The sequence below is a fragment of the Aerosakkonema funiforme FACHB-1375 genome, from assembly GCF_014696265.1.
Classification (GTDB): Bacteria; Cyanobacteriota; Cyanobacteriia; order Cyanobacteriales; family Aerosakkonemataceae; genus Aerosakkonema; species Aerosakkonema funiforme_A.
Map to the genome: position 1 here is coordinate 13,992 of NZ_JACJPW010000085.1, position 22,303 is coordinate 36,294.

At 45.7% G+C, this 22,303-nt stretch carries 21 protein-coding genes, 1 tRNA gene and 1 pseudogene; 10 read left to right on the forward strand and 13 right to left on the reverse strand.

Annotated features, from left to right (window positions below; genetic code table 11):
* Positions 1-370: 370 nt before the first annotated feature.
* A complete protein-coding gene (locus H6G03_RS26340) occupies positions 371-2,068 on the reverse strand; it encodes an iron uptake porin (protein WP_190470985.1) in 1,698 nt (565 codons plus the stop codon).
* A 400-nt stretch (positions 2,069-2,468) separates the two neighbouring features.
* Here H6G03_RS26340 and H6G03_RS26345 point away from each other — a divergent pair, with 400 nt between their 5' ends.
* Both H6G03_RS26345 and H6G03_RS26350 read left to right on the forward strand, forming a co-directional pair.
* The gene (locus H6G03_RS26345) at positions 2,469-3,479 is read left to right on the forward strand and encodes a metal ABC transporter substrate-binding protein (RefSeq protein WP_190471043.1); all 1,011 of its coding nucleotides are present in this window, start codon (positions 2,469-2,471) and stop codon (positions 3,477-3,479) included.
* Between the two features lie 153 nt (positions 3,480-3,632).
* Positions 3,633-4,478 (forward strand): metal ABC transporter ATP-binding protein, encoded by an 846-nt coding sequence (locus H6G03_RS26350; RefSeq protein WP_190470988.1) that lies wholly within the window; start codon positions 3,633-3,635, stop codon positions 4,476-4,478.
* A 60-nt stretch (positions 4,479-4,538) separates the two neighbouring features.
* Here the strand turns inward: H6G03_RS26350 and H6G03_RS26355 are convergent, their stop codons facing one another.
* Entirely contained in the window at positions 4,539-4,949 is a 411-nt protein-coding gene (locus H6G03_RS26355; RefSeq protein ID WP_190470991.1) for an ArsR/SmtB family transcription factor, read from the reverse strand.
* Positions 4,950-5,008: 59 nt separating this feature from the next.
* Between H6G03_RS26355 and H6G03_RS26360 the strand changes: the two genes are divergently transcribed.
* Entirely contained in the window at positions 5,009-5,887 is an 879-nt protein-coding gene (locus tag H6G03_RS26360; RefSeq protein ID WP_190470993.1) for a metal ABC transporter permease, read from the forward strand.
* Positions 5,888-5,928: 41 nt separating this feature from the next.
* On the opposite strand, the gene H6G03_RS26365 is transcribed toward H6G03_RS26360, so the two are convergent.
* Entirely contained in the window at positions 5,929-6,090 is a 162-nt protein-coding gene (locus H6G03_RS26365; RefSeq protein WP_190470996.1) for a metallothionein, read from the reverse strand.
* Positions 6,091-6,312: 222 nt separating this feature from the next.
* Here H6G03_RS26365 and H6G03_RS26370 point away from each other — a divergent pair.
* Both H6G03_RS26370 and H6G03_RS26375 read left to right on the forward strand, forming a co-directional pair.
* Positions 6,313-6,385 (forward strand) — tRNA-Phe (locus H6G03_RS26370).
* 543 nt (positions 6,386-6,928) lie between these two features.
* On the forward strand, positions 6,929-8,752 hold the full coding sequence (locus H6G03_RS26375) for an ATP-binding protein (RefSeq protein ID WP_190470998.1): 1,824 nt from the start codon (positions 6,929-6,931) through the stop codon (positions 8,750-8,752).
* 142 nt (positions 8,753-8,894) lie between these two features.
* On the opposite strand, the gene hisIE is transcribed toward H6G03_RS26375, so the two are convergent.
* Together hisIE and H6G03_RS26385 are read right to left on the reverse strand one after the other, a co-directional pair.
* A complete protein-coding gene (gene hisIE, locus H6G03_RS26380; RefSeq protein ID WP_190471000.1) occupies positions 8,895-9,545 on the reverse strand; it encodes a bifunctional phosphoribosyl-AMP cyclohydrolase/phosphoribosyl-ATP diphosphatase HisIE in 651 nt (216 codons plus the stop codon).
* Positions 9,546-9,613: 68 nt separating this feature from the next.
* Complete coding sequence (locus H6G03_RS26385; RefSeq protein WP_190471003.1) at positions 9,614-9,805, reverse strand: ChaB family protein; 192 nt, start codon at positions 9,803-9,805, stop codon at positions 9,614-9,616.
* Between the two features lie 125 nt (positions 9,806-9,930).
* On the opposite strand from H6G03_RS26385, the gene hemL reads away from it, so the two are divergent.
* A complete protein-coding gene (gene hemL / locus H6G03_RS26390) occupies positions 9,931-11,229 on the forward strand; it encodes a glutamate-1-semialdehyde 2,1-aminomutase (RefSeq protein ID WP_190471006.1) in 1,299 nt (432 codons plus the stop codon).
* Positions 11,230-11,430: 201 nt separating this feature from the next.
* On the opposite strand, the gene H6G03_RS26395 is transcribed toward hemL, so the two are convergent.
* The 7 genes from H6G03_RS26395 to ebsA form a co-directional block, all read right to left on the reverse strand.
* Positions 11,431-11,916 carry a YidH family protein gene (locus tag H6G03_RS26395; RefSeq protein ID WP_190471009.1) on the reverse strand — a complete coding sequence of 162 codons (486 nt, stop codon included), beginning with the start codon at positions 11,914-11,916 and terminating at the stop codon, positions 11,431-11,433.
* Between the two features lie 54 nt (positions 11,917-11,970).
* A complete protein-coding gene (locus H6G03_RS26400) occupies positions 11,971-12,462 on the reverse strand; it encodes a YajQ family cyclic di-GMP-binding protein (RefSeq protein ID WP_190471012.1) in 492 nt (163 codons plus the stop codon).
* Between the two features lie 134 nt (positions 12,463-12,596).
* Positions 12,597-13,019, reverse strand: a complete 423-nt coding sequence (locus tag H6G03_RS26405; RefSeq protein WP_190471046.1) for an MAPEG family protein — start codon at positions 13,017-13,019, stop codon at positions 12,597-12,599.
* Positions 12,994-13,143, reverse strand: a complete 150-nt coding sequence (locus tag H6G03_RS26410; protein WP_190471016.1) for a hypothetical protein — start codon at positions 13,141-13,143, stop codon at positions 12,994-12,996. Before H6G03_RS26410 ends, H6G03_RS26405 begins: the two co-directional genes overlap by 26 nt.
* Positions 13,136-13,639 (reverse strand): DNA recombination-mediator protein A, encoded by a 504-nt coding sequence (locus H6G03_RS26415; RefSeq protein WP_190471019.1) that lies wholly within the window; start codon positions 13,637-13,639, stop codon positions 13,136-13,138. Before H6G03_RS26415 ends, H6G03_RS26410 begins: the two co-directional genes overlap by 8 nt.
* A 44-nt stretch (positions 13,640-13,683) precedes the next feature.
* The gene (locus H6G03_RS26420) at positions 13,684-14,775 is read right to left on the reverse strand and encodes a DRTGG domain-containing protein (RefSeq protein ID WP_190471022.1); all 1,092 of its coding nucleotides are present in this window, start codon (positions 14,773-14,775) and stop codon (positions 13,684-13,686) included.
* A gap of 45 nt (positions 14,776-14,820) precedes the next feature.
* Positions 14,821-15,201, reverse strand: a complete 381-nt coding sequence (gene ebsA / locus H6G03_RS26425; protein WP_190471026.1) for a type IV pilus biogenesis protein EbsA — start codon at positions 15,199-15,201, stop codon at positions 14,821-14,823.
* A gap of 287 nt (positions 15,202-15,488) precedes the next feature.
* Here ebsA and H6G03_RS39870 point away from each other — a divergent pair.
* Together H6G03_RS39870 and H6G03_RS26430 are read left to right on the forward strand one after the other, a co-directional pair.
* Positions 15,489-15,975: pseudogene (locus tag H6G03_RS39870) on the forward strand (radical SAM protein); the annotation flags it as partial.
* The gene (locus tag H6G03_RS26430) at positions 15,929-17,356 is read left to right on the forward strand and encodes a glycosyltransferase (RefSeq protein WP_190471029.1); all 1,428 of its coding nucleotides are present in this window, start codon (positions 15,929-15,931) and stop codon (positions 17,354-17,356) included. The pseudogene H6G03_RS39870 and the gene H6G03_RS26430, both read left to right, overlap by 47 nt.
* A 41-nt stretch (positions 17,357-17,397) precedes the next feature.
* Here H6G03_RS26430 and H6G03_RS26435 read toward each other — a convergent pair whose 3' ends face one another.
* Positions 17,398-19,644 (reverse strand): DNA polymerase III subunit gamma/tau, encoded by a 2,247-nt coding sequence (locus tag H6G03_RS26435; protein WP_190471031.1) that lies wholly within the window; start codon positions 19,642-19,644, stop codon positions 17,398-17,400.
* 92 nt (positions 19,645-19,736) lie between these two features.
* Here H6G03_RS26435 and H6G03_RS26440 point away from each other — a divergent pair, with 92 nt between their 5' ends.
* Complete coding sequence (locus H6G03_RS26440; protein ID WP_190471033.1) at positions 19,737-21,011, forward strand: caspase family protein; 1,275 nt, start codon at positions 19,737-19,739, stop codon at positions 21,009-21,011.
* 180 nt (positions 21,012-21,191) lie between these two features.
* A complete protein-coding gene (locus tag H6G03_RS26445; RefSeq protein WP_190471037.1) occupies positions 21,192-22,268 on the forward strand; it encodes a tetratricopeptide repeat protein in 1,077 nt (358 codons plus the stop codon).
* Positions 22,269-22,303 lie beyond the last annotated feature (35 nt).

Below are 22,303 nucleotides of genomic sequence, written 5' to 3' on the forward strand. Positions count from 1 at the left end.
CTTACGTGTTTTAACGGTGGATTTGGTACATAACAGCGTAGACTATAGAAATGGAGGTATATGGGAAGTACCTCTGTCTAAGGAAATAAATATGCAAGGTAAACTTTTGTAAATTTGTTTCTCATGTTACAATAAGTTTACAGAGCTTTACCGACTGTGAACTTGGGAACGCACAGTTGGAATTTCCTCGAATTGAAGCGACAACACAACGTTTTTAATTTGTCAAGCCAGTCTTTGAGGAGGCTGGTTTTTTGTATTTAATATTAAAAATTTGTATAGAATCTTTACAAATCTGTTAGCGATCGCTGGGGCTAGAAACCGGGTTTCTTTAAGAAACCCGGTTTCTTTGCCAAAGACTATTGGCTGATGCCTAGAAACTAAATGTCGTTCGGATTGTACCGATGATGACATCTTCGTTGTTAGCGTTGTGGTCGGGTGCTGTCAGCCAGATTACTCCGGGAGTAATGGAGATATTATCGCTGACTTGAATTTGGTAAAATCCTTCGATGTGATAGGAGGCATCGTCATCATCGCCACCTAAACCAGCGTTAAACAAATCGTTGGATAAAGCACTACTCGCATCAGCGATCGGCTCAATGCCAACAATAATACCTCCCATGTTCCCTTTTTTACCCAGATCTGGAAAACCAAGGGTAACCGCACCGTTAAAGATATCAAGACTGCCACGGTTGATTTGTCCGCCCAGGGTAGAAAGAGTGCGAGTATTGCTGTAGCCAGCCCATCCACCCAGGACAAAATTACGAGCTAGTTGCCAAGAAAATTCTACACCGTAGGAATTGCTGGAAATGGGCAAATCGTTGTCGCCGGCAAGTGGCTGATTAGCCGCCAAATACGATCGCAAATTCGCAACTCGGCTGCCTGTTCCCATGTCTCTGTTGTAAGAGTGTACGTAGGTCAAACCGAATTTTAAACCACCAGTCTTAAACACCGCTTGTGCCAGCGCCCCGTAAGGCCCACCAAACAAACCGTTCCCATCACTAGGGTTGTTGACTGAGGTGCCTTGATAGCCCAAACTGATTTCGATGTTATCGTTGAGTTCGTGCCTGAGTCCTATGCCGGCACCATCAGCGAGATAATAAATACCGTGGCGGGTGCCGAAACGAGACAACGCACCGCTACCGCCATCTCCATCTAGCACGTTCAGAGTATCGGCAAAGCTATCCGACCCGGTAGCATTTGCGCCAATCACGACCTCAGTACGTTTGCCTATGGGGAAAGTGTAGGATAACTCATCCAGGACGATATTATTATTACCCGATTCCTCAAAAGGGCCACCAGCAAAGGATAGGTCTCCTTCCGGCGTCAAAGTAGAAGTTGCGGAGAATGCACCCAGGTTTCCTGCTTGCAATCGCGTTCTCAACCTATCTCTGCCGCTAAAGCTGGTTTCAAAGTTGAGACGAACTCTGTCACCAAATATAGGTTGATTGTCGATGTCGCCGCCAAAGGCATTATCCCCTTTCGCAATACCTGCCACCGCAAAAATTGCTTCTCCAGCCAGTTTGGTAGTGGTAGAAAACTGTTGCGCTTCCAGTCTGGCGGTGCGTGCTTCCAGTGCGTCTACGCGACCCCGCAGGGTGGTAAGTTCAGCCCGAAATTCTTCTTGCAGACGGCGGATTCTTTCTAAATCCTCTGCGCTGATGTCCGGACGTATTGTACCGATTAGTTCTTGAATCCGATTCAAGCAGGAGTTTAACCCGGCAGCGAATTCGTAGCGGGTCATGGCCCGGTTGCCCCGATAAGTGCGATCGGGATATCCTTCAATACATCCGTAGCGCTCTACCAGAGATTGCAAAGCTTGGAATGCCCAGTCTGTCGGTTGCACGTCACGCAGTTGGGAAACGGAAGTTACTTGAGAGAGAGAGTTTTGCGGTTTTTGGTTGTTGTAGCGGTTGATTTGCTCTAGGATACTTGACGCATCAGACTGCACTTCTGGTGTCGCCGATACTTCTTCGGCTTGGGACGCTGGCATCCCCACTAATGCGATCGCTAATGTTGCGCCCAATATGGCTGGGCTAATTAGCACATAATTACACAAAATTTTCAACATATCGAAATTTTTCACCTCACACCACTTTCAGATTAGCAGGATCGACCCTTTGTAAACTCTCATTAAGCCCATCCTATCTTCTGTGCAGAGATTTAAAAGGTTTTTTTATGGGTTTTTTCTAGTTTACAAAGACAGTAATTGGGCAAATCAAATGTTTTATCGCCCAAATTAGTATATATAGACTAAATATAGCCTATATACCCTGTTTTTATGACATTTACATTCCTTAAGCCCAGAAAAAGCAAATTTGTACAAGAATGAGTTTTATTCTCGCGTCTAAGTTAGAATTAGATCGGTTCTCATTTTGTACTCGCCAGGATCGCTTCTGGCTTTCCCTTTCAGCACAAAAACCGTGATTTGCCCTAAATTGCAAGGATTGCTAGTAGCCTTGTTGTTGCCAATGTTAGCAACTGCTGGCTGCAACCAATCTAATTCAACCGTTACCCCTGCCCGACAAGGAGAGGAGAATAAAGTTTCGCCCCCCGCCCTTGTAGGGACGGGTGCTGGAGAAGTAGGTTTGTCCGATCGCAACAGTCTGACAAGCGGGTCTTCCTCTCAGTCGCGACCGATCGAAGTTGTGACGACGTTTTTGCCGATGTATTGGTTTACCAAAGCGGTAGCAGGTAATTTAGTTCGGGTAGAAGTTTTGCTGCCTCCGGGTACTGAGGTGCATGAGTATCAGGCAACACCAAAAGATGTACAGGCGATCGCGCAAGCAGATGTGCTGGTGAAAAATGGCTTGGGCTTGGAAGAATTTCTGGAAAATACAATAAAAAATGCCCGAAATACCCAATTAAAACAGATTGAAGCCAGTAGGGGCATTAAACCTTTACAAGAAATTTCCCCAGTCGTTGAAGTAGCCGACAAAGCCGATCGAGACCACAAACACGAACACGAACACTCTGCTGGCAATCCGCACGTTTGGCTCGATCCCATATTAGCGATCGAACAGGTGGAAAATATTCGCGACGGTTTAATTGCCGCCGACCCTGGAAACAAAGTCACCTATCAGGCAAATGCTGCCGCTTACATTCAGCAATTACAAGCACTCGATCGCGAATTTCAACAGCGTTTGCAGCAATATCCCAACTGCACTTTTGTTACTTTCCACGACGCTTATCCTTATCTGGCACAAAGATATCAGCTTAAACAAGTTGCGGTAGTCCAAATTCCGGAAGATCAACTTTCACCAGGGGATATACAAAAGACGATATCAACTGTAAAACAATACAAAGTTAAAGCCTTGTTCGGTGAATCGGGAACAGATAACAAATTGCTAAAAAACCTTTCGCAAGATTTAAAATTAAACCTGAGTGTGTTGGATTCACTGGAATCTGGGTCAGTAGATCCGCAGCATTACTTTACTGCTATGAAAGCTAATCTGCAAACCCTTGAAGCTGCTTGCCGATAGACGAAAAATGCGAGCGGTTCCAGTCGAGCTTTAATTAAGAAGTTAAATTGTATGAATTTAACTTGCAATCACATAGGATCTGGAGAGTATTTATCTTTAATAAACTCAGATTCACAATGAAAATCGATTCTTTTCTGCTTGCGTGCGTCAATAATGAAAAGCATTAAACAAGAAACAATATTACCCCCGGTTTTAAAGGTAGAAGGCTTAACGGTATACCGGGGTACTTACCCAGCTGTTCGGGATGTTTCATTTGAACTTCTGCCCGGTACGGATACGGCAGTGATTGGCCCAAACGGTTCCGGTAAAAGTACGCTTGTCCAAGCAATGCTAGATTTGATAGCGCCCACTTCTGGAACAGTGGAAATATTCGGTCGTCCCGTGAAACGGCTAGGACGTTTGCGGCGCGAAATTGGCTACATTCCCCAACATTTTATTTTCGATCGCTCTTTTCCCATTTCTGTAGCTGAATTGGTAGGCTTGGGATGGGATAATGAAAGGCAAAAGCTTTTCCAAGCCGAGTTGTGGGAACGAAAGCAAAAAAGGCAAAAGCATAATTTTCGGATTTTTCCTTTTTCGTTATCTTGGCACAACCCGGAAAAGGAGGAAGCGATCGCTCGATCTTTGCAACGTGTGAATGCCTACCACCTCCGCAAACAAGCGATCGGTACTTTAAGCGGTGGCGAACTCAAACGGGTATTGCTAGCTTACTGCTTGGTGAGTCCGCGACGGTTGTTAGTGTTGGATGAGGCTTTCGCAGGAGTGGATGTTTCGGGAGAAGCAGATTTTTACGCTTTACTCAACGAACTCAAAAATGAGCAATATTGGACTATTTTACAAGTTTCTCACGATCTAGATATGGTCAACCGTCACTGCGATCGCGTCCTCTGTCTCAACCAAACTTTAGTTTGTTCTGGATCTCCTGACATCATTCTTTCCCCAGAAAACTTACTAGCAACCTATGGCCCAGCTTTCAGTCGCTATCAACACCGACATTAATTTGAGATGTGAAATTTGAAATTTAATTAAATCTTAAATCTCAAATCTCAAATTTGAAATTCAAGCTGGTTCATCCAAATGTTCTGCTACTGCTTGATAGAGTTCCAATACATGACGATCTTGGAGGCGATAAAAAACATTACGTCCCTGTTTGCGATAACTCACCAGTCGCATTGCCCGCAATACTCGCATTTGATGAGAAACTGCTGATTCGCTCATTTCCAGCGCCGCTGCCAAATCGCAAACGCAGAGTTCTTTCACTGCTAAAATTGAGAGAATTCGCAGGCGATTTGCATCGCCTAATAGACTGAAAAATTCCGCCATCCGCTGAGCTTTTTCTGTGTTGAGGATTTGTCCTTGCAGATGGTGGACATCCGCAAGCTCAACAGGGTGTGGCGGATGGCAGGCAAGGTTTTCCGGTTCTTTAACGACATTAGTTAGGGAATGATTAAAGCTTGGGCGAATTGGCATATTAAAGTTACAACTCAAATAAATTTTTAGGTTTTTTTGTATTTCAAGGTGTTTGAATAATGATTTTGCTAGACGAACTTGCTCAATATAATCCTAACTTATTCGCCGTTACTCCTGGCAGCAACTTGATAGAATTGCTACAGTTTCCTTTTATGCAGCGTGCGATCGCAGGTGGCGTCTTGATGGGATGCTTGGGAGGTTTACTCGGTAGCTTCGTCACTCTGCGACAGTTGTCTTTTTTTAGCCATGCAGTCGGTCACTCTGCTTTGGTAGGAATTGTTTTAGGTGTGCTGCTACAGTTAAACCCCACCTGGATGCTGCTACCCTTCACCGTCGCCTTTGGTTTAATCGTACTCTATTTAATCGACCAAACCGATCTAGCTAGCGACAATATTCTTAACGTTGTCTTATCGGGGACTTTGGCGGTTGGCATTATCCTCAGCGGATTGATTCGCGGCTATCGAGGCGGATTGATGAATGTCCTATTCGGCGATATTTTGGCGATCGACCTGACAGACATAGTATTAACTGTATTATTATTGCTCAGTGCAGCTATTTATCTTTTATCCACCCTACAGCAGCAAATCCTGTTGACCCTTAATCTATCTGTAGCTAAGGTTCAAGGCATCCCAGTCCAACTGCATCGGTACTTATTTGTTGTACTGCTTTCCCTTACAGTTGCCTTGGCCACTAAAGCTGTAGGTATTCTACTGGTCAATGCCTTTCTTGTCATCCCAGCTTCTGCTGCCAAATTGCTCAGTCACCAATTTAGCCATTTTCTGGCAATTTCCGTAATTTTGGGAGTCTTCAGCAGCATTTTCGGCTTACTTTTGTCCGGTCTTCTCAACTGGGCTTCCGGCCCAAGTATCGTATTAATCCAATTTTTAGTATTTTTAGCTGTTATCGGTTTTAGCAAGCTAAAAATACAGCAAAGCTGAGATTCGCTTGTTGGGTGAGCATTGCTCACCCGACGAATGTTTTAGCAGCCACAACCGTGATGGCCGCAACCTTTGCCATCGCTATGACCGTTAGCGCAGGAATCGCTGCAATAGTATTTGCCATCCTTTTGCACGGCTTCGGAAATAGAGACTACACAGAGGCAAGGTTCACAAGCGCATTTCATCGTGTTTACGGTAGTCATGGTTTTCTCCCGATCGATTGTTTTTTTTATTCTAACGTATGAACAGCAATTCAGATATTTTTTTATAAATTTTTAACGATCTCAGTAAGAGACTTTGTTGAGCCCAGTTAAATCGGATGTCAGGGTAAGGCTAAAATTATTTCAGCAATTTTAGCGATGGGGGCTTGCCAAAACCCAGATAGGTTTGCTAATTTAGTTAAGCGCTGGAAAAAAAGCACAGCCGCCGGGATAGCTCAGTTGGTAGAGCAGAGGACTGAAAATCCTCGTGTCACCGGTTCAAGTCCGGTTCCTGGCACTCCACAAAAAACCTTGAAATTAAACGATTTCAAGGTTTTTTAGCTTTCAGAGGCATAACCGATCGAGAGACAGCAGTTATAATTTGAGCGTAACAATCCCGCATTTTTGATATCTTTACGGCCAAATAGTGTGTGGTTTTAGAAGAGCGATCGCTCGAGTCAGAAGGAAGGGCTGAAGACTCAGAAAAACCACTGCTAAAATATTGACCGACTAGAATTGAGAAGTAGTTTTACCTACACACTCATACTTTACTCAATCAGCGGCGTTAAAATTTTCATCGGGCACAAACAAAAAAAAACGCGGATTATTTGAGTCGATCGCCATAACTATAAAGACATTCCCAACCAGTAATGCTAGATTTAGGTTTTAATCAAAATAGCGGTAATCTGGCATACCTGTCGGCTTCCGCTCGCCGCTTTCGCTTTCACTTGCCGCAGGCATATCGTGCAGGGTGCTTTCGTAGGCGATCGGGCGAAATCAGATCTGGGCTTTTTCCCAGATTGCCTCATGACTCACACTTGCAGTTGAGAGACCGACTCTGATGAGCGTGCCTATAGATCTTCAAAAACGGCTTTCTGATGCTCCAGTAAAATCGGAATCCGCTTGGCAAATTAATCCGAGCGGTTGGCAGGAGTTAGGGGCTCAATTGGTATATACCCAAGACGCATCTGGACAATATTTATCTTTTTACTGGCAGGAAGCAGAACGCTATGACCTGCGCCCGGAAGCGATCGCCTTTAGCTCAACGAACGAAGCATTTGGCCCAACAGCAATTGACCCGTATCTGGAGCGTTTGCGGCAGATACTGGAAACTCTCGTACCCCAGCGTTTCCAGTGTCAGTTCCGCTACAGGGAATATACCTTCCCCTTCGATTTAGTCATCAGCCCAATTTTAATGCCCGATGGCAGCGCTACCCGAGTGCTGGTCATGGGCTCTCAAGTAGAGCCGCACTTAGCAATGGTATCTAACAACTCCATTGCGGCAGCCCAAACGATAGAAGCAAATCTGGATATACAAGATGAATTAAGCGCTTGTTCTAAAGAGAAATTATCTACAACATCGTCTGGGGTAGATGAACCATCAAGTTTTAAAAATTACCAAAAACTGCTCAGCAAAATTTCCCGCAATATCCGGCGTACCTTAGATCTGGATACCATTTGGCAGCAAGCGGTAGACGATCTGGGGCAAGGGTTGGGTGTCAGTCGCTGCATTATTTGTCCTTACAGTCATTCCGATCCAGAAGTAAAGGTAGTAGCTGAATATCAGCAAGATTCGGCAACTTCCCTGTTGGGGCAAAAACTAAAGTTGGACAAACCGTACCTAACCGAAGCGCTCACAAATCTGGAACCGTTAGTGGTAGAAAGAGGATCTAGTCCGGAAACCTTACAGCAGTCTATGCTGATCGTGGCGACTTGCTATCAAAACCAACCAAATGGTTTGATCCGGCTCGATCGGGAAAATTGTTTCGGTGACTGGCAGTCTGAAGAGATAGAATTGGTGCGAGAAATAGCCGATCAAGTTGGCACCGCTATCACTCACGCCACCCTATACAAAGAGTTGGAACGAGCTCGTCAGGAAGCAGAAGATGCCTCTCGCCACAAGAGCGAGTTTTTGGCAAATACTTCTCACGAACTCCGCACGCCCTTAAATGGGATGATTGGATTCCTCAAGCTGATTCTGGAAGGTATGACAGACGATCCGGAAGAGCAAATGGAATTCATCCAAGAAGCGTATCGCTCGGCTCTACATCTGCTCGGCATTATTAACGATATCTTGGATATTGCCAAGATCGAAGCCGGTAAGATGGAGCTGGAATTGAGCCAATTAGATTTGGACGAACTCTTCGAGGACGTTGAAGATTTTACCAAAACTCAGGCTTTACAAAAGAATCTCAGCTTCCGCATTCAAAGACCGCCCACAAGAGATAAAATTACCGTTTATGGCAATTACCAACGTCTTTTGCAGGTAATGTTAAATTTGGTTGGCAATGCAATTAAATTTACTCACGAGGGTGGGGTTTTAATTACAGCGGAAGTTGTCAGAAAGAAGGTGGTTGTTCAGAACCAGGAACTGCCTGGAATGGTCAAAGTCCGCGTCATAGATACGGGCATCGGCGTATCATTGGAAAAGCAAGATAGACTGTTCCAATCCTTCAGTCAAGTAGACGGTTCGCGCACCCGCAAATACGGCGGTACGGGTTTGGGATTAACAATTTCTCAAAAACTCATAGAAGCTATGAAAGGTGTGGTGAATTTCTACAGTATGGGTGAGGGACTCGGATCGACGGTGACTTTCACTGTGCCGCTTTATCAAGATGTCGTGATGGGTTCGGAACAGCCAACCGATGTAGATGCTTTGATTTAGAGGCTAGGGCGTCAGGGTTAGGGAAAGAGGGAGAGGGCAGAGGGAAAAGGGAAAATATTAATTCTTCGGCTCCCTCCTCAAGAGATCCCCCACTTCCTCTAACTTTTGACTTTTGACTTTTGACTTTTGACTTTTGACTTCCCTATCGTCGGCGTTCTTGCAATTGCCGATAAACAGCTTTGATATCAACTTGATGATGAGCCAAAGCTACAAGAGTGTGGTAAAATAGGTCGGCAACTTCACCTGCGATCGCTTCTTTATCATCATCCTTACAAGCCATCACCACTTCAGCAGCTTCTTCGCCAATCTTCTTTAAAATCTTGTTATCGCCGCCAGCTAGCAACTTGCACGTATAAGAACTTTCTGTAGGATTGTCCCGGCGCGAACAAATGACTTCAAACACTTGAGACAAAGTATCAGCGGGTGGCGCTTGCTTTTGTCCATCCACGCGATGAAAACAACTGCGCTCACCCGTGTGGCAGGCAATATCTCCAATTTGTTCCACACCAATGAGTAAGGCATCGCTATCGCAGTCGTAGCGGAGACTTTTGACATTTTGAACGTGACCTGACGTTTCGCCCTTTGGCCACAATTCGGCACGCGATCGACTCCAAAACCAAGTTCTTCCAGTGGCGAGAGTTTTTTGCAGCGACTCCCGATTCATCCAAGCCATCATTAACACCGTACCATCCAGATAATCCTGGACAATAGCCGGAACCAATCCGCGCTCATCATAGCGGATATTATCGATCGGAATAGATTGACTAATAGGGGTAGGCTCAGCCGCAGGCATAAAATCAGTTAAAGCTTTAGCTCACTCGATCACGATATCATGCTTTGTCCTAGAGAGCTTTAAATCACTTAACTTACAGCCATAGAGTTAAAACTAGCCGCCTGAGTTCTCACCGCACACCAAGCAATCTCATGCGCCTTAGATTCTGTGCCGTACCAGTGAAGCGCACAATTATACGCAGCTCGGTATAATTCTTGAGCGGGCTCTGAAAGACGAGAGCGCACGTCGGCAGGCAAATCTTGATTCGTTTTGTATAACATCGCGGTTATGGGTGCTATATAGGATAATTTATGAGCTTACTAAGCTTGAACAATGGTTTCCACTATCTCAAGATAGACCTTTAAGCATTTCACCAAGATAAGACTCAAGTAAGGAGCAGATAACTTTGGTCACTACCTCATTTAAAACCACCAACTCAGAAGAAATTTTTGCAGCAGCCCAGAAACTAATGCCAGGGGGCGTCAGTTCACCCGTGCGAGCCTTCAAGTCTGTGGGGGGACAACCGATCGTTTTCGATCGCGTCAAAGGCGCTTATATTTGGGATGTCGATGACAACCAGTACATCGACTATGTTGGTACTTGGGGGCCGGCCATCTGCGGTCACGCTCATCCCGATGTCATCGAGGCACTGCACAAAGCTTTAGAGAAAGGTACCAGCTTCGGCGCACCCTCCTACCTGGAAAACGTCCTTGCCGAAATGGTTATCGACGCCGTTCCCAGCATTGAAATGGTGCGCTTTGTCAATTCCGGCACCGAAGCTTGTATGGCAGTTTTGCGCCTGATGCGAGCCTTCACCGGACGGGATAAAATTATCAAGTTTGAAGGTTGCTACCACGGCCACGCCGATATGTTTTTGGTCAAAGCCGGCTCTGGTGTCGCCACCCTTGGCTTACCCGACTCTCCCGGCGTACCCAAATCGGCCACACAGAACACTCTCACGGCTCCCTTCAACGATTTAGAAGCTGTGAAAGCTTTGTTTGACGAAAACCCAGACCAGATTGCCGGTGTCATTTTGGAACCTGTGGTAGGCAATGCGGGATTTATTCCTCCGGATGGCGGTTTTCTGGAAGGTTTGCGCGTACTTACCAAAGAAAACGGCGCTTTGCTCGTATTTGATGAAGTGATGACCGGTTTTCGGATTGCCTACGGCGGTGCCCAAGAAAAATTCGGCATCACTCCCGATTTGACAACTCTGGGCAAAATTATCGGCGGTGGTTTGCCCGTAGGCGCTTATGGCGGACGTAGAGATATTATGTCAATGGTGGCACCATCCGGGCCGATGTATCAGGCGGGGACGCTTTCCGGCAATCCTCTGGCGATGACTGCGGGGATCAAGACACTGGAATTGCTGCAAAAATCGGGGACATACGAATATCTCGATCGCATTACCAAAAAGCTAGCCGATGGATTGTTGCAAATTGCCAAAGAAAAAGGTCATGCAGTTTGTGGCGGTAACATCAGCGGTATGTTCGGTTTGTTCTTTACCTCTGGCCCCGTCCACAATTACGAGGATGCTAAAAAGTCAGACTTGGCGAAGTTCAGCCGCTTCCATCGCGGTATGTTAGAGCGCGGTATTTACCTCGCACCGTCCCAGTTTGAAGCTGGTTTTACTTCTGTCGCTCATACAGAAGAAGATATCGATCGCACCCTACAAGCCGCAAGGGAAGTAATGTCGAGTCTGTGATTTCAAATTCTCGCAATTGAGTTTTGTGTTGGGGACTGAGCATAGGGCATAAACTGCAAATTTTTAATGCAGATTTGAGATTAAATTTAATCTCAAATCTAAAATTTAAAATCTGAAATTGTCCTCTCCCCAGTCCCTAGTGTAAATAACCATCCCATCCAAAAAATCAGCTTGTTCGTCCCCTCGATTCTTATTCAATTTTCAGATATTTTTGCGCTCTATTTTTTGTGCCAAATCATCAGAGAGCAAGCTATTTTGGCGAGCGGCTGCACTCTTACTCGAAGATGGCTGCTTGGGAACAGATGGCTGTCGCCAGAGGACGAAAGGAATAGTCAGTACGCCCAATATCATGACAATCCCTGCTGTTAACCAAACCATTAAACGACTAGGCTGATAATCGCTGTTCTCAATTTGCCGAAAAATTTGATTGTAGCGCCATAAAGAAAAGGCTATCAAAACAATGCCGAGAATTGCTAAACCTAAGCCGAGGTTTTGAGAGTTAATAGCAGAATGGCTGTCGATATTATGTCCTGTGACAGCAGATTCTAACTGGCGCAGAAATAAGCCAAAGCGAGCAATTGCAAATCCAAATCCAATCAGTGCGATCGAGGTTCGCAACCAAGCCAAAAATGTCCGTTCGTTGGCTTGATGCTCTCTTAGGCGGTCAAAATTTGGCGTCCTGTTCATCGCTATTTAAGAGTGGGCAATACCCACCCTACTTAGCTTACTTAGCTTACTTAGCTAACGATAATTTGTAAATTGCAAGGCAACCGGAAAGTCTTCTTGCTTTAAGCGCTGAATAACCGTTTGCAATTCATCTTTCGATTTAGCAGAAACCCTCACGGCATCTCCTTGAATCGCTCCTTGAACTTTTTTAAATTCATCGCGAATCAACTTGGTAATTTGTTTGGCAATTTCCTGACCAATCCCTTTTTTGAGTTTGATTTCTTGCCGAACGCGATTGCCGCTAGCTGATTCAACTTTGCCGTAATCAAATATTTTGAGAGAGAGATTGCGTTTGGCAGCTTTTTGTTGCAGAATTGTGTGAATCGAGTTTAAAGTAAACTCGCTGTCGGTGCTAATCGTAATCGATTCTTTACCCAATTCCACAGTTGTTTTTGTGTCTTTGAGGTCGTAGCGGCTTTGAATTTCCCGATCGGTTTGGTCTACAGCATTGACCAATTCTTGATAGTCAAAGTCGCTCACAATGTCAAATGAATATGTAGAAGCCATAGGAAATCGGTAAAACTCTGAAAAGGTGAAAAGGTAATCGAGTACTTTAAAATTTTAGTCGCTGAGTAAAGATCGATCTACAATCTCAAATCTCAAATCTAAAATCTCAAATTTGATTACCCATTACTCGCTAACTAATTTATACTAGCTTGCAGCAGGCTTTGGACGAATAAAGTGGCGATGCAAAGGGAGCCAAGGGCGAACATAAGTCCTCGCGCTAGGGGAATGTTCAAAATATAAAAAACCGAGTGCAGCAACCTCGCCACGAGAAATGCGATCGCAGCACCTACCCCTACAGACGAATTGACACCAGTTACGTAAGCCATCAGCGCTGCGGCTGCAAACAGCATAAACGCTTCAAAAGCATTTTGATGAGCCCAGGTGGCTCTTTGAGCGTAGGGAGGCAGTTTATCTACGATCGCTCTGGGAGTTGCCAGGGCTTCTTTGCCCAACTGCACGCGAGCATAAGCCACCAGCAAAAAAGGCACGTAAATCAGAAAAGCTGCTATAGCTATACAGTAAAGAAAAATGTCAGACATCGGTATTTGCGATCGCATCATTAGCCTTTATTTCATTCGTTCTCATGCCTGCCAAATCAATCAGAAAGATTGCCAACTTACTTGTCAAATCCGAAATTTGGCTCGCACAAAGAACGGCAAACTTGCCCAACATACTAATCAAAGTAAAACAGCGTCACTAATTTTCGTTGTTCTTCTGCATCTTTACAAGTTTGCAGCAGCGTGCGGCTGTCATGAAAAGCAAAGCAAATCAGCTGCTGGCATCTAGAAACAATTTCCTGATTGCATAGGGCGCTAGCTTCACCTAAAGACAGATGATCGTTTTCTGGCTTTTCTACCAAGTGCATCACCTGTTCGAGCTGCTGGCGCGATTCTAGGGGCTGGCGCTCCAGACTTTGGGGTAAAATCACGGTTAACAGTTTGGGATCTGCCCGCATTGCGCCTCTAATGGCAGCCGCGTTAGTACCCGTAGCACCGGAGGTAATCAGGCTATTGCCGGATAATACCAAGGCATAGCTCATCATCTCGATCAGGTGCTGATGGGTAATAGGAACGTGGCGAGATCCTAACAGGGCAATGCGCTTGGAACCCGTTTGCTGGATTGTCGCCAGTTCTTGGACTAATTCATCAACTTTAGGTATCTCTATCGATTGACTCAAGGACGGTTTGACGTTGAACAACCTTGATATTTTAACAGAATGGGTTACGGTAGCGTTACAGCAGGCTCCAGTCCGAGTTTGGACATGAGACGATCGACATCAAAGTGTTCTTTCATTAACTGACGGACGCACTGCACTTTAATCGGTTCTTGCAGGCGCACTTGACCGAAAGCGCGGTTAATGATTTCTACAGTGGTGAGGGTATCCAGGTCAACCGACAAAATCGGAATTTCGAGGTCTTCAGCGCGATTGAGAATAAAATCGGACGGAGGGACGTGCCCGGTTAAAATCAAACACTGAGTAGAGGTTTCCAAGGCTGCGAGCTGGATATCCTGACGATCGCCACCAGTCACCACTGCCATATTCCTACCCTTGCGGAAGTACTTCAGCGCCGAGTTGACATTCATCGCACCGATAGTTAAGCTTTCCACCATTAGATCCAATCGATCGGGTCGGCAAATCACCTCAGCGTGCAATTGGTGTACCAGTTCTCTGACGCTGACGCTGCGTAGCAAGGCACTCCGGGGCAGAATTCCCAAAACTGCAATATCCCGCTGTTCCAGAAATGGCTTAATCTCTGTTTCTACTGCTTCGAGTTGCTCGCTGGGAACATCATTGAGGATAACGCCGATTAGGCGATCGCCCAACCGCCGCTTCGCTGACAATATCTTGTGTATCGATAGCACCGATTCCAAGCGCGTTACCAACACAATTCCCGCATCCACCACCTCTGCCACTTCCAGCAAGGACATTTCAAACAAAGTGCCCTCCTCCAGAGTTCCTGGCCCTTCTAGCAAAACTAGCTTTCCAGACTGCACCTGGAGGTATTTGAGTAACTCTGAGCGATAATCGATTGTATCTTCGCCTTTGAGACGTTTTTCGATGCTGACTGTATCGAGAAATAATAGGGTTTTCAGCAATCGGTTCGGCGGCAAGTTGAGATTGTGGGCTAAAAACTTAACATCCTCATCCATGCCATCAGTGCGATCGTCGCTCCAACAGGTTCCCAGCGGCTTACCGTAGGCGATATCCAGTTTTTTTTCTTGTAGCTGATGAGCAAGTCCCAAAAGTACCGCTGACTTGCCGCTATAAGCCTCGGTCGATCCTATCAGCAGATATTTAGCAGATTTCGGCACACCCTCACTCCTAATTTTGAGCTGTGTATCCTCCAAACGCCGTTTCTATTCATCCAAACGCAGCAGCTTGCGGTAAAATCCTTTGGAAAAATCGATTGAGCGAGAGGTCTTAAAATTCATTATGACTTCTATTAGAAAGTTAACAAATTCATTATTAGCCAGGGTAACTTCATAACTCATTTCTGCATTGCCATCAAACTGTAACCGACAACGGGTAAGGTCTGATGGTAGCGCCGCCACATTCCAGGTGGCAACAAAGGGGATGCTCTCTCCGCCTTCTATTTTGCGTTTTCCCTCCAGAACCCCTTTTTCATAGAGACTTATGGCTTGGGGTAACAAAGTGCGCTTGTTACCTTGGTAGTAGGGCATATAGACATTGACTCTGCGGGGGTCGGCAGGTTGGAGCTGTTCGATATTTGCACTCATAATCTTCCTTTTTTTGGCCTCTAGATTCAGACTAATGCCCGAATGCTGGGGCGGCAATATTTAAGCCCGTCCCAGCATTCACTGTCTGTAGTATTCCCAAAATGTCTACTTCCATCATCTCTCTACCTTGAAGGCGGACGCAATTGTCAGTGGCCTTATTTTACAAAGGCAGCGAGTGAGGAAACAATTGACACTATCGATCGATTAACTCGGGGATAGACTTGTGCCCAACTTATGACCCAAGAGGAGAGGGGCTTTGAGGCTCTCCCTTCTGTCGTATGGCTGCGTTGGACTCCCGATCTTGCCTAAATTCAGCCTTTAGGGCTCACACCAATTACAATTCTCAGAAAAATCCTACTCGACAAATTGTCAAATCGATAGAAACGGCGACTGAGTACTTCAACAAGGTCAGGTACAATAAGGCAGCATAAGCTTTTATTGAAGCTGGAGGAAATGGCACCACAAATCCCCGCTCTCAGGCGGTAAATACTGTTTTGCCAGATCTGCTAACGACAAGCTCCGGCTGACTTGGTACCAGTTTGCCCAAACAGGTATTCCGATTAAGGCTAGATTTTACAAACTCGATCGCGAATCGGAACAGGTGGATACAATACCGCCTTCTGTCATGGCAAACTAAAAGGATGTCAAGGCTGCACGGTTTGGTGTTACCCGATACCCAGCTTCTGCAAAGGTGCAGACAAATACTGGTGGTTGAATCAGCTAACCTATGCCAGCGAATTCCTGGCCCGAAAACAATTCCTACAACGAGCTTGATGAAATCGGCTCGGTTTTATCCGATCTGCCTCCCACTTTTGAGGAGGAAACTCAGACACCCGATCGCAGGTTTTATGCGGGACGCAGGCGCAAAGCCGCATTGTTGCTGACAATTGTTTGGAGTGGCACGATCGCCCTGCATCTATTCTCGTGGGGCATTTGGCTGGTGCTGTTCTTGACAACCCTGATGGGTATTCACGCCATCCGCGTTTTGCGAGCTTGTCCCCGTGCTTTACCTGCGCCTTTGTCTGAGGAAAATCAGGATTCTTGGCCTTTTGTTTCCCTGCTGGTGGCGGCTAAAAATGAAGAAGCTGTCATTGCCAGTTTGGTCAAGAATATGTGCGATCTCGACTATCCAAGAGACTTGTACGAGCTGTGGGTAATCGACGATCGCAGTACGGACAAAACGCCGATCTTGCTCAAACAGCTAGCCCAGGAATACGATCGACTCAAGGTATTTCGGCGACCTGCTGATGCTGGCGGCGGTAAATCGGGTGCTTTGAATCAGGTGCTACCCCTGACTCGCGGCGAAATTATCGCTGTGTTTGATGCGGATGCTAAGGTATCTGCCGATATGTTGCGGCGGGTAGTGCCTGTGTTTGAACAACCGCAAGTGGGTGCAGTGCAGGTGCAAAAAGCGATCGCCAATCCCGATGTCAATTTCTGGACTCGCGGTCAAGTCGCTGAAATGGCTTTGGATAGCTTTTTTCAGCAGCAGCGCATTGCGATCGGCGGGATTGGCGAATTGCGGGGTAACGGTCAATTTATCCGTCGTTCTGCCTTAGAACGCTGTGGTGGTTTTAATGAGGAAACTATCACAGATGACCTGGATCTCACGATCCGCTTGCATCTCGATCGATGGGATATTGACTTTCTCATTGACCCTCCCGTTCGAGAAGAAGGCGTCACCACCGCCTTAGCCCTTTGGCATCAGCGCAATCGCTGGGCAGAAGGAGGTTATCAACGCTATCTGGACTATTGGCGTCCGATTCTGAGAAACCGCATGGGTACTCGGAAAACCTGGGATATGTTCATGTTTTGGATTACCCAGTACTTTCTTCCCACGGCGGTATTACCTGACTTTTTGATGTCTGTTTTTCGCACCAGTTTGCCCGTTTTCAGTCCCATTACCGGACTGATGCTTACGATGTCGCTGATCGCGATGTTTGGAGGTTTGCGGCGCACCCGTAAGGACGAAAAACTGACTTTTTCTACCGCATTCTTTACCTTGCTGCAAACGCTGCGCGGTAATTTGTATATGCTGCACTGGGTAGTTGTGATGTCTAGCGCAACTGCGCGGATGTCGGTACGTCCAAAGCGGCTAAAATGGGTTAAAACCGTGCATCAAGGCAGTGGTGAAGAATTGCCAATTACAAATTAAGAATTAAAAATGGGGCTATCCCATTTTTTAATTCTTAATTCTTAAAATTCTTCCCCATTTTCTGCAATTTCTTCTGTGTCTAAGTACTCACTTGCTGTGACATCAGTTATATTTAATCTGGATATTTCTGGCTTATTTGGAAACAGGATTTGTTCCAGATCGTCTGTTATTTGAATAATTTCTCCTTCAAAGAAATTGGCAAGTCTCTGGGCTGCATCAAGTACCACCTTACTATCATTATCTATCTCTATATTTTCTACATTTTTGTTGGAAATCTGCTGACTCGATTTTGGCAAGTCAGGCGGTAATTTTATTGATGAATCTGGCTTAATCTTGTTCGGATAAGACGAACCTACCCCTGTCCCTTGCGCGGAGGAGGGCGAGACTTTACTTTCCTCTCCTTGTAGGGGAAGAGTAGGAGGAGAAGTTAACCGAACAGTATTTGAATCTGGCTTAGTTTCGGAAGCAAAATTCGGTTTGGGGCCGTCTGTATTTTCTTGGGGTTGAATGGAAGGTCGATCGTCAGTTTTTATTGGTGAATAGTTGCTGGGAGGTTCGGTAAATGTGGGAGAAGATGCTAAATTTGGATTGGACAGCGCTGATGTGTTTGTTTGATTAAATTGCGTCTGCTGTTTAATGCTACCTTGCTGTTGGTTTCGGCGAGAAAACTTATTTTCAGTTGTATGATTAGACTGAAAATTTATTTTTATCTTATCGTTGAATGTTTTTGAAAAAGCTTCTTCTATTTGGGGCAAAGTTCCTTTAATTGTAACTGTAAGAGATTCTGTTTTAATGCCAATCATCGCTTCTCGACCTTTAACATATACTAAGTAGCAATGATCTCGCAGCATCCGTTTAGCACCGGGTAGCCGGGTATTTTTAATTACTTGTTGCCAAATATCCTCCAAATTAAATGAATTTTCTGCAATTAGACTTACATCATCTTGTTGAAAATTGGCGTGACTGGGTTCGGCTTCAATAGGAGCATCGGGAACTTGTTCTACAACAGGAATAACCTCTTGTTTATGGAATTGAGGATTTTCAGTTGGGACTGGTATACTTGGAGAAATTATTTCCGATCTTTCTACTTTTTTTGTTACTTGATTAGATGATGGTGTACTGTTTACCTTGGGTGCAATTGCTGGATTATTCAGCGGTTTAGCAGTTTGTTGAACGCTAATTGGGCTAATTGTCGATGCGATTGCAGATGGCAACAATGCTAATAATGTTACCTCTAACCACAAGCGCGGCTGGGTTGTATTTTTTATTTGAACTTCGCTGTCTTTAAGTTGCTTTTGCCCAAATAAAATCTGGTTGATTTCCAAACCTTGAAAATCGCACAGCGCTTGCCAGGTAGGTGCTGTGACGGCGACTAAATCGGAACGGTTGGGTGCGGTTTTCGCAATTAGTAAATCGCGATAGAAAGAAGCTAAGTTTTGCAAGACAATTAAAGGTTCTCGACCTCTATCCATGAGGCGACGAGTTATGTCTATTACAGATGTGCTATCGTTGGTGGCGATCGCGTCGAGCAAACTCATCAAATCTTTCTCTGGAACTGCGCCTACCAAATCCCAAACCTTCTCAACTGTTACCTCTCCGGATAACAAGCTGAGTTGATCTAATGTACTTTCGGCATCTCTCAATCCGCCTTGGGCAATTTGGCCAACGAGAACGATCGCATCATCGGTAATATCGATATTTTCTTTATTGGCGATATGACGCAGATGCTTCACCATCGCCTCTAGAGGAATGCGACGAAAATCAAAGCGCTGACAGCGAGAAATAATAGTTGGCAAGACTCTTTGAGGGTCAGTTGTTGCCAAGACAAAGACTACGCGATCGGGTGGTTCTTCTAAAGTTTTTAACAAAGCATTGAATGCCGCTGCACTGAGCATATGACATTCATCAATGATGTAAACTTTGTGGCGGCACTGTACTGGTGCAAATTGAGCTTTTTCGATTAATTCTCTAATGTTGTCAACACCTGTATTGCTAGCAGCATCGATTTCAATTACATCTAAAGTTGAGCCTTTGGCAATTCCCTGACAAACATCGCATTTACCGCAAGGTTGAGGTGTCGGATCTTTGTGAGAAAGACAGTTAAGCGATTTAGCTAAAATTCTGGCACTGGAAGTTTTACCGGTGCCTCTGGGCCCGGTGAACAAGTAAGCTGGTGCTATCCGTTTTTGTTGGATGGCATTAGTCAGAGTGGTAGCGATCGCATCTTGACCCACCAGATCGGCAAAACTAGAAGGGCGATACTTGTGATGTAAGGGTTCGTAAGTCATAACAATTAAGATATTTTAAGGAGAACGGCATCAGAGCGATAAAATCCGATCGTGGGTCATCACTCATTCAGATAAAGTTGATACAAATTACCATGCAGTATTTTTCACGCCATCGCCACTACATTACTAATTTGGCCCTGGTGATATCGATCGGTCTGCAACTCCCGATCGTCAATACCAGCGTCGGAGTTAGTGGAGTACGAGCAGCCACTTGTCAAGGGCAAACGCCAAATCAATCCCCACAACAAAAAACAAATTTCTTGGCATTTGGTGGTGGCCCAGCGCCGGAAGCGAACGAAATCGCGATCGAAAAGAACATTCTATACTTTCAGCGCACTTTGAGCGCAATGGGTTACAACCCAGCTGAAGCGTTCACTTTTTTTGCCAACGGCGATGAGCGACAGGCGACAGTTCGCTATCTCGACTCTGGTGGACAGCAGCAGTTCAAAGTGCCACAGATTCCCAATCTTGACGGTGCATCTACTATGGCCAACTTGCAGCGTTCGCTTCAGGATCTGAGTGGGAACCCCAAATCTATTTTCTTCTACTTCACAGGACATGGCATCCCCAATCCCGAAGATATAGATAACAACGCTTTCCTGCTGTGGAATAGGGAATTGCTGACAGTGCAGCAATTTGCTGGTATGCTCGATCGCCTTCCAGAGCAGACATCTGTAGTGATGATGATGAGTCAGTGCTTTTCCGGCTCATTCGCTAATTTTATCTACGAAGGCGGTGACCCCAAACGTCCAGTCGCACTGCAAACTCGTTGCGGCTTCTTCGCCACCGTCAAAACCAGACCTTCCGTTGGTTGTACTCCAGCAGTCAACGAAGCGGACTATAAAGATTATAGTTCTAGCTTCTTTGCAGGCTTGAGCGGGCGCAACCGTATCGGTCAGTCAGTCCCGTCAGCTGACTATAACAAAGATGGACGGATTTCTTATGGGGAAGCCCACGCTTTTGCCAAAGTGGACGAACGCAGTACAGATTGGCCGATTTCTACATCAGAAGCTTGGCTGCAAAGTCAGGCTGACAAACTGACTCAGCAGACAATCTTGAGTAAACCGATCGCGGAAGTTCTCCAAACCGCTCGCCCGGAACAAAGTTACGCGGTTCATTCTATCGCTAAAATATTTAATTTCAATATCCAGAAGTCTTTTCTGGCAAACATACAAGCAGTCGATCGCAGTCAGATCGCTAGTGAAGAACAAAAAGCTTATGTCATCCGTCTGGGGATGGAATTAACGAATATTGGTATGGAACAGGAGATCCGTAGTTCGCAAAACAGCAAAGCGATCGCCACCCTTGATAAATTAATCAAATGCGAAAGTAGTTCTTGGCAGCGACTGCAAACGGGACAACAGTAATGGGGCGACAGATGTCTTTTGAGCGAAGATACGCTCAAGTTTGATGAATTTTTACGGATTGACAGAGGTTGGCTGAGAATTAGAGATGCGATTGGGTAGTAAAAGTTGCGATCGAGCTACAAAGCCTCTTTAATTTGGTTCGATAAAATCTGGGATAAAGGTAACGCGGGAATGGGAAAGATGAAAGCGCGATTTTGGCGATATGCCTACAGTACGCTAAGGCGAACGCTACGAAAGTGGTATCGCCGTCTTTTTGGCATCCGCAAACAACCCCAACCTCCAAAACCTATAAAGCAATCGGAAAATACACCCCTAACCGATGCAGACTACGAGTATTTTTTTATGCAGCTCTTAGAAGGGGTTGAGCATGGCTGGCGTCAGGAGCAAGTTTTGAGAGTTTTTGAGGCGCTAGCCGAACGTACTGACGTGGAAGTGTGGATCGCATGGCTGCGCGGTTTTGGCGAGAAACTCCTAGCGTCCCAATCACCAAATCGTCAGCTAGCCACTCGGATGGTACATCTGGGCGATGTAGGGTGCGGGGAATTTGGCGACATTGCCAAGGAAATCGGTATAAAGTTACTCGCACGGGCTCCGCAATCATACCAAGATAGTAACTCGCTTCTCGATCCGGGCGATCCGCAAGAGGCACAAGCATGGTTTTATCAAGGTATTCAGCAATTTAATAATGGTGATTATCAAGCAGCGATCGTCAGTTATGACAAGGCGCTGGCGATTCTACCGGAAGCTCACGAAGTCTGGTACAACCGCGCTAATGCTCTGTTTAAATTGGGACGCACTTACGATGCGATCGCCAGCTACGATAAAGCTTTGCAGTACAAACAAGATAAATCCGATGCCTGGAATAACCGTGGCAACGCTCTGTTTAAAATAGGACGCAGTGAAGAAGCGATCTATTCCTACGACAAAGCTTTGGAAATTCAACCAAATTATCAACAAGCCTGGTATAACCGAGGTGTGGCTTTGGGGCACGTAGGACGTCTGGAAGAAGCGATCGCTTCTTACGATAAAGCTGTGGCAATTGAACCGAAAGATGACCAAGCTTGGTTTAATCGCGGTTTGGTACTGGGGAACTTAGGACGTTTAGAAGATGCGATCGCTAGCTGGGACAAAGCTTTGACATTGCAACCCGATCGCTACGAAGCCTGGTATAACCGCAGTGTCGCTCTCAGTAATTTAGGCCGTAGCGAAGAAGCGATCGACAGCTGGAACAAAGCTCAGGCTCTCAAACCAGAATAGAGGGAGAGGGGGGAGTGGGGGAGCGGGGGAGCGGG